This window comes from Sulfurimonas sp., assembly GCF_019429335.1.
GTDB lineage: Bacteria > Campylobacterota > Campylobacteria > Campylobacterales > Sulfurimonadaceae > Sulfurimonas.
Map to the genome: position 1 here is coordinate 23548 of NZ_JAHYJB010000020.1, position 7576 is coordinate 31123.

At 38.6% G+C, this 7576-nt stretch carries 6 protein-coding genes and 6 tRNA genes; 5 read left to right on the forward strand and 7 right to left on the reverse strand.

Annotated features, from left to right (window positions below; translation table 11 throughout):
• Nucleotides 1–26: 26 nt before the first annotated feature.
• Together K0A91_RS07605 and K0A91_RS07610 are read left to right on the forward strand one after the other, a co-directional pair.
• The gene (locus tag K0A91_RS07605) at nucleotides 27–1139 is read left to right on the forward strand and encodes an FtsW/RodA/SpoVE family cell cycle protein (protein WP_295009591.1); all 1113 of its coding nucleotides are present in this window, start codon (nucleotides 27–29) and stop codon (nucleotides 1137–1139) included.
• A 32-nt stretch (nucleotides 1140–1171) separates the two neighbouring features.
• Nucleotides 1172–1627, forward strand: a complete 456-nt coding sequence (locus tag K0A91_RS07610; RefSeq protein WP_295009592.1) for a hemerythrin family protein — start codon at nucleotides 1172–1174, stop codon at nucleotides 1625–1627.
• A 17-nt stretch (nucleotides 1628–1644) separates the two neighbouring features.
• Here the strand turns inward: K0A91_RS07610 and K0A91_RS07615 are convergent.
• From K0A91_RS07615 to K0A91_RS07645, 7 genes are all read right to left on the reverse strand, one after another.
• Nucleotides 1645–1721: transfer RNA gene (locus K0A91_RS07615), tRNA-Asp, on the reverse strand.
• Nucleotides 1722–1814: 93 nt separating this feature from the next.
• Nucleotides 1815–1890: transfer RNA gene (locus tag K0A91_RS07620), tRNA-Val, on the reverse strand.
• 152 nt (nucleotides 1891–2042) lie between these two features.
• Nucleotides 2043–2118: transfer RNA gene (locus tag K0A91_RS07625), tRNA-Glu, on the reverse strand.
• A gap of 121 nt (nucleotides 2119–2239) precedes the next feature.
• Nucleotides 2240–2315 (reverse strand) — tRNA-Val (locus K0A91_RS07630).
• A 92-nt stretch (nucleotides 2316–2407) separates the two neighbouring features.
• Nucleotides 2408–2484: transfer RNA gene (locus K0A91_RS07635), tRNA-Asp, on the reverse strand.
• 12 nt (nucleotides 2485–2496) lie between these two features.
• Nucleotides 2497–2572, reverse strand: a tRNA-Lys gene (locus tag K0A91_RS07640).
• Nucleotides 2573–2646: 74 nt separating this feature from the next.
• The gene (locus tag K0A91_RS07645) at nucleotides 2647–3735 is read right to left on the reverse strand and encodes a CinA family protein (RefSeq protein ID WP_295009593.1); all 1089 of its coding nucleotides are present in this window, start codon (nucleotides 3733–3735) and stop codon (nucleotides 2647–2649) included.
• Between the two features lie 134 nt (nucleotides 3736–3869).
• Between K0A91_RS07645 and ileS the strand changes: the two genes are divergently transcribed.
• The 3 genes from ileS (at nucleotide 3870) to K0A91_RS11025 (ending at nucleotide 7349) form a co-directional block, all read left to right on the forward strand.
• Nucleotides 3870–6629 (forward strand): isoleucine--tRNA ligase, encoded by a 2760-nt coding sequence (gene ileS, locus K0A91_RS07650; protein ID WP_295009594.1) that lies wholly within the window; start codon nucleotides 3870–3872, stop codon nucleotides 6627–6629.
• A gap of 107 nt (nucleotides 6630–6736) precedes the next feature.
• The gene (locus tag K0A91_RS07655) at nucleotides 6737–7126 is read left to right on the forward strand and encodes a hypothetical protein (RefSeq protein WP_294930074.1); all 390 of its coding nucleotides are present in this window, start codon (nucleotides 6737–6739) and stop codon (nucleotides 7124–7126) included.
• Nucleotides 7127–7178: 52 nt separating this feature from the next.
• On the forward strand, nucleotides 7179–7349 hold the full coding sequence (locus K0A91_RS11025) for a helix-turn-helix domain-containing protein (RefSeq protein ID WP_366511628.1): 171 nt from the start codon (nucleotides 7179–7181) through the stop codon (nucleotides 7347–7349).
• Nucleotides 7350–7576 lie beyond the last annotated feature (227 nt).

Genomic DNA, 7576 nt, shown 5'->3' on the forward strand with positions numbered 1-7576 from the left:
TTCTAAAATATTATGGAGTTTCAAATTTGTGGAGAATTGATAAGCGTATTTTAGCACAATTTGATTTTTTTTCCATTATCCTAATTATTCCGCTCATACTCACTTCAAACTGGTTAATAGGGGAAGCCGTTCCTGCTCTTGCCCAAAAACAGACTGCATATTTTGGCGTTGCATTTTTGGTATTTTTAGCAGTTTTTCTGCTTCCTATCCGCAGGATGAGCTGGCTTATCCCTTTTATCTACTGGATTAGCATATCTCTGCTTATTGGAGTTGAATTCTTCGGTCACGCTCGACTCGGGGCGCAGAGATGGATAGAAATCCCGCTTATCAACATGACGATTCAGCCCTCGGAATTTGTAAAGCCCGCACTGATTTTAATGCTTGCATACCTAGTTCATAGAAACCCGCCACCGATGCAGGGATATAGAATAAAAGAGTTTTTAAAGATAAGCCTTTACATACTTTTGCCCTTTATTCTCATAGCCAAAGAGCCTGATTTAGGTACGGCGCTGGTTCTTCTGCTTCTTGGTTACGGCGTACTCTTTTATATAGGCGTTTATTGGAAAATATGGGCATTTCTGGTTGGATTTATTCTTCTTTTTTCTCCCATTGCATACAAGTTTTTGCTTCATGATTATCAAAAAACAAGAGTACATGATTTCTTAAGCGAAAAGCCCTCGTATCATGTTCAGCAGTCCATTATTGCTATCGGCTCAGGCGGATTTACCGGTAAGGCAAAAGATGATGCCACACAAACGCAAATGAGATTTTTACCTATTGCCACAAGCGATTTTATCTTTGCGTTTTTAGTAGAGAGAAGTGGATTTTTAGGTGCTCTGGGGATTATTCTTATCTATGTTATGCTTATTTTGCATTTGATGAGTCTTAGTATTTTTAACAACGACTACTTTATAAAGGTAGTTACAATCTCTATAGCCTTTATGATTTTTATATATATGGGCGTAAATATCTCAATGACTATAGGATATGCCCCTGTTGTCGGGGTGCCGTTGCCGATGTTTAGCTATGGCGGGAGCAGTTTTATAAACTTTATGATTCTTTTTGCTATTATGCAAAATCTTATTACGTTTAGATATAAAGATATGTATGACGGACGCGGAACTAAGAGCTTTTTATAGCTTTTTGAAATATATTTTACAAGGATACGTTGTTGGAAGAGCAAAAAATAGCGTGGGACGACAGATACGCAATTGGTATTGAGTCGCTTGATAATCAGCATAAAAAATTGTTCAGACTTGTAAACAGACTTTATGAGGTAGAAGAGCATAAGATTACAAAAGAGAGACTAAAGAGCATACTCTACGAATTCAGCGACTACATGAAGACTCATTTTCATGAAGAGGAGGAGTATATGTCATCAATAGGATACGACAAACTTCAAGAGCATAAAGCCCTGCATCAGGAGCTTATTGACTATCTTGCTTCAGTTATAAACAAACCTGCCAAACTCGATATTATTAAAACAAAAATGAAAATTGTGGCAAAGCGTGCGCTTATCGACCATATCATGAATGAAGATACGAAAATAAAGCTTTTTTTGATAGAACAGAATTTAGAAGATGAGATAATTTTTGATATTACCGATATTGTTGCAGGAAATGAGTAGATTTTATTTATAGGTAGTGGCGCGGTGGACGGGACTCGAACCCGCGACCCCCTGCGTGACAGGCAGGTATTCTAACCAACTGAACTACCACCGCGCATAAAAAAATTGTTTTTATATTAGACAAGGCAAATTTTAACGAAGCATAGAAACCTATGTGAGTTGAAATCTAACGCAGTATAATCAAAAATGGTGGGCATTACAAGACTCGAACTTGTGACATCTACCTTGTAAGGGTAGCGCTCTACCAACTGAGCTAAACGCCCTAAAATTATGCTTTTTACTTTACTCTTCGTTAGAACCTTTGTTTCATTCGTCACATAGATTTACTATGCTCCTCATTACACAAAGAACCTGCCTCGATTAAAATAAAAATCAAGAATTTTAAATTTAATTCTATTTATAACACCATGTTTTGTGGCGACCCCTAAAGGATTTGAACCTCTGTCCCTACCATGAAGTGATAGTGTCCTTGGCCACTAGACGAAAGGGTCACTTTCATTAAACAAAAGGTTTTGTTAAATAACTTGGATTTTTTGATTTTAGATGTGCTAAGGTTTTGGCGAAGCGTACTAAAGTACGTGAGTCAAAAGCTTTGTGCATATAAAACAAAAATGGTGGGCATTACTGGACTCGAACCAGTGACATCTACCTTGTAAGGGTAGCGCTCTACCAACTGAGCTAAACGCCCTAAACGTGTTTTTTTGAATTAGTTGTGCGTACGATTTTGCGTAGCATACTTAAAGTATCTGAGCGAAATATTGCGTGCAAATTATCAAAAAATGGCGCGGTGGACGGGACTCGAACCCGCGACCCCCTGCGTGACAGGCAGGTATTCTAACCAACTGAACTACCACCGCGCATGTAAATAATGGTGTCCTGTGATGGATTCGAACCATCGGCCACCTCATTAAAAGTGAGATGCTCTACCAGCTGAGCTAACAAGACATTTTCCTCTATCTCTTTAGAGGTCGAAATTATAGGCAAATAGGTTTTAATTGTCAAGATAAAAAGAGATAAATTTAAAAAAATATCTCTTTGTCTATAAGCAGCAACATTTTAATGGCAAAAAGCACGCTTTGATGCTGTATATAGTTTCTGTCCCCGCTAAGATTTAATCTGCTCTCTCTATGTTCTGTTTTACTTCTCACGCCAACATAAATGGTGCCTACAGGCTTATACTCAGTTCCGCCACCCTCGCCCGCAACTCCGCTTATTGATATAGTGTAGTCTGCATTACTGACATTCATCGCTCCCTCACTCATCTCTGAGGCAACCTCACTGCTTACCGCGCCAAATTCCTCAAGAGTTTTGCCGTTTACTCCAAGCCAGTTCTCTTTCATAGTGTTTGAGTATGTCACAAGGGCGCCGTCGAGTATTTTAGAAGCACCGTTGTTTTCTATAAAAGAGTAGCTAAGAAGTCCTCCGGTGCAGCTCTCGGCAAAACCTATTTTTTTATTTTGCGAAGAGAGTTTATCTATTATATAACTCATAATGTTTGATGCCGCGATGAGTTTATTCGGCAAGAGCTGTTTTGCAGAGCCTATAAATTTTGAAATATTTCCGTATTTTTTGCTTCTAATATCAATCCTAAGCCATCCGTCAATGAGATTTACGATATCTAGTTTAACGTCATACATCTGAGCTATGGGTGAGAGTATCGCAATAGCACTCTCCCTGTCCTCTTCAAAGAGGTGCATAGTAGCTTTGGAATCCTCTATATTTAGAAGTATCTCAGGAAATGTCTGCATCTCATCCATGTGAAGAACGTTTGTGATGGAATCCTTATACTCCAAAAGATAGCTTCCGTTTTCAAAAACAGAGCTGTTGGATGGAAACAGCATCTCATCTTTAAGTATTTGATTGTCACCCGTGACCGTACAGATGAGTTTTCCGATGGTTGAGAAGTGCTGTTTTGTAGTTACTATAATTTGCCTGTTTGCTGCGTTTAGCTCTTTGTCAAGATACAAAAAGAGTGAATTATCACTCTCTTTAAAAAAAGTTATAGAGTGTATAAAATCAGTTTTTTGCTCTATTTTTCTTACAATATACTCTCTTAAAGGAAGATTGTATATAAATTTATTGCCGATTAACAAAAGGTGCAGTTTCATTGTATAAATAGCCTTTTTTAAACAAATTTTGATTGCTAATTGTATCACTTATTTAGTTCTAAAAATAATAACTTTATAATAAAATAAACCTTAATTAGATACAATCCAAAAATTTTACACTATTTGGGACAGACATGGATTATAAAGATACACTACTTTTACCGACTACAAAATTTGAAATGAGAGGCAATCTCATCAACAACGAACCAAAAAGATACGCTTCTTGGGACGAGAAAAAAATATATGAGAAGATGAAAGCTAACCGCAAAGATGCTCCAAGTTTTACTCTTCATGACGGTCCTCCATACGCAAACGGTCACACGCACATCGGACATGCACTCAACAAAATCTTAAAAGATATCATTATAAAACATAACTATTTTAGCGGTAAATCTGTCCGTTTTACTCCGGGCTGGGATTGTCACGGTCTTCCGATTGAGCAGCAAGTTGAGAAAAAACTTGGCGGAAAGCAGAAAAAAGAGCTTCTTGAAACTGCAAAAATCAGAGAGCTTTGCCGCGCTCATGCGGCTGAATTTGTCGACATCCAAAGAGAAGAGTTCAAAAAACTGGGCGTTATTGCCGACTGGGATAATCCATATGTGACGATGGACTATAAGTTTGAGGCAAACATCTACCGAACTCTTTGCAACGTTGCAAAAAAAGGTCTTCTAATCGAGCGAAGCAAGCCTGTTTTTTGGTCATGGGCCGAGAGAACTGCTCTTGCTGAGGCTGAAGTCGAGTATGAGGATAAAGAGGATTACTCAATCTTTATCGCGTTTGAACTAAGTGATGAGGCAAAAACAAGACTCTCCATAGACTCTAAAGCAGCTTTAGTTATCTGGACGACTACTCCATGGACGATTCCTGCAAATACGGGAATATCACTCAACCCTGAGGAAGAGTACGCTCTTACGACAGAAGGTTACATCGTTGCTAAAAAACTCTTAGAGTCTCCAAAGGAGCAAGGAGCTTTAAGCGGTGAAATAGCAAGAACATTCAAAGCAAAAGAGTTTGAAAATCTTCTAGCCCTTAATCCGCTAAACGGCAGAACTTCTCGCATAGTTTTAGGCGAACATGTACTTGTTGAAAACGGAACAGGATGTGTTCACACTGCCCCAGGGCATGGTGAAGATGACTACCGCATAGGTCTTGTTTATGATTTGGATGTAATCATGCCGGTTGATGAGACAGGATGTTATGATGAGAGCGTAGTTCGCGATGCTCTCATTCCTAACGGTGAAGATTTTGTCGGTCGCCATATCTTTAAATCCAACGAAGACTTGATTGCCCTTATGGGAGCGAGCGTTGTACATGTCTCAAAATTCACCCACTCATATCCACACTGCTGGAGAAGCCATACACCTCTGATTTTCAGAGCTACAAAACAGTGGTTTATAAGCGTTGATGAAAAGCCAAAAGGGTGCGACGAAACACTAAGAGAGATTGCTCTAAATGAAGTTGAAAAGACGCTGTTTTTCCCTGAAACAGGCAGAAACAGACTAAAATCAATGGTTGCGAACCGTCCCGACTGGTGTATCTCCCGTCAAAGAGACTGGGGAGTTCCGATAGCGTTTTTTAGAGTAAAAGCAACGGGCGAAGTTCTGCTTGATGAGAAGGTCTTAAACTTTACTGCTATGATTTTTGAGGTGCACGGAAGCGACGCTTGGTACTCGATGACAACAGAGCATCTCCTCTACCCTGGTGCTGGATACAGCGCAGATGAGCTTGAAAAGGTAACGGACATTCTTGATGTTTGGTTTGACAGCGGCTCAACATGGTATTCTGTTCTTAAATCACGCAACTATGACGCAGGCGAGTATCAGGCAGACCTCTATGTTGAGGGAAGCGATCAGCACCGCGGATGGTTCCAGTCGTCTATGTTTTTAAGTGCTGCGGTTGAGCACAAAGCGCCTTACAAAGCACTCCTTACTCACGGCTTCACAGTTGATGAAAAAGGCGAGAAGATGTCAAAAAGCAAGGGCAACGTTGTTGCACCAGAGTCGGTTTTAAAAGAGTACGGCAGCGAAATATTACGTCTTTGGGTTGCATCAAGCGACTATCAAGGGGATTTGAAAATCTCTCAAAGTATCTTAAAACAGAGTACCGAAAACTACCGCAAACTGAGAAATACTTTTAGAATTATGCTTGCAAATATCAACGATTTGCAGAGTCTAACTCCATACGAGAAGATGGGCGAACTTGACAAGTGGATTTTAAGCGAAGCAAAAACGGTATTTGACAATGTTCACAAATCGTTCAGTAACTACAACTTTGTTCACGGTATGAGTCTGTTAAACAACTTCATCGTAAATGAGCTGAGCGGAATCTACATCGACATTACAAAAGACAGCCTCTACTGTGACGCTATAAACGACCCAAGAAGAAACTCAAGCCAAAGCGCAATGGCAATTATGACTAAGTCGCTTCTGACTCTTATCGCACCTATTTTAACCTATACGGCGGATGAGATTACAGAGCATCTGCCTGCATTTTTAAAAGGCGACAAAGCAGATATTTTTGACTTTGTTTACGAGAGCATGGAGACTATCGACTCTACTTTTGACGCCGCATATATGAACAGCACAAGAGAGAAGTTTTATGAGATAGTTGATGGGCTTAAAAAAGAAAAAATCATAAAAAACACTTTAGAGTTAGTGATAATCACAGAGTCCAAAAAGATAGCGGAGATGGACAAAACATCGGCAGAAGACTGGTTTGTAGTATCTGGCATCTCACATAGCGAAGTAACTAATGAACTTGGAAAATTTGAAGTTGACGGAAATATATTTGTAATCCAAAAAGCAAGTGAAGCAAAATGTCCAAGATGTTGGAAGTATCAATCAAAAGACGAAGAATCTACATGTAAAAGATGTTCAAAGGTTTTAAATGCCTAATTTTGGCGAGCCCGTATCAGCTACATTTATCGCAGTGAGTATTGCTGTAATATTTGTTATTGTCGGTATTGGCATACTTCTGGTTAAAAAATTCAAATAACGACAATATGAGTATATTTGCTCTTCAATCACCTGCGGGTGGTTTTTTAGATGAAGAATTAAAACGATTTAACAAAGAGTTTGATGAATGGTGTATCCAGTTTGACAACTTTGAAGACGCCAATATCATCGCACAAACTCTTGACAAAAAAAGAACCGCAGATGTTGTTGAGATTACACCGCTTAGTTATCCAAAGTACTTTTTTCACAATCTTCACGGGACCATCCATACAACGAGACAGATAGAAGATAAAATCATATGTATAATTGAACCGCAAATGGGTTCAAACTTTCGCATAGCTGTATGTGACCTCAACACAAAAAGAGTAATAATCAAAAAGACCAGCTACAAAAACGTACTAAGCGTAGAGGGTGCTTTTGCAAATTTTGAGATGTAACTTTGTTCCATTTTCAACTCCTCGCTTAACACACTCTTCATTTAAGAAAAATATGAACTTTTTTAAAAGTCTAGAAATTTCTACAAAAGCAGATAGAAACTTGGCAATACTTAACGCACACCAAGACGGTTACTCTCAAGCAGACATAGCAACTTATTTGAATGTGTCAACATCGCTGATAAGTAAAATTATAAAAAGTGGAGATTCATTCACAGGGGTGTAATTGCTATGAAGTTTTTAGTGAATTATCAGGTTTAGATGGTAGAATATTGACAATGGGTATTCGTTAATGATGCGAATTCGCCTAATAAGAAAAATCAGTTAAGGAGTCAACTATAAAGAAACCTAACTAAAAAACATTAAATTTACAGTTTCATTTAGAAACACCTAAAGCTAGTTTTTCATCAAACATGGCTTTGTTCTTTAAAAGTATAAATATTGTTTTTAAAA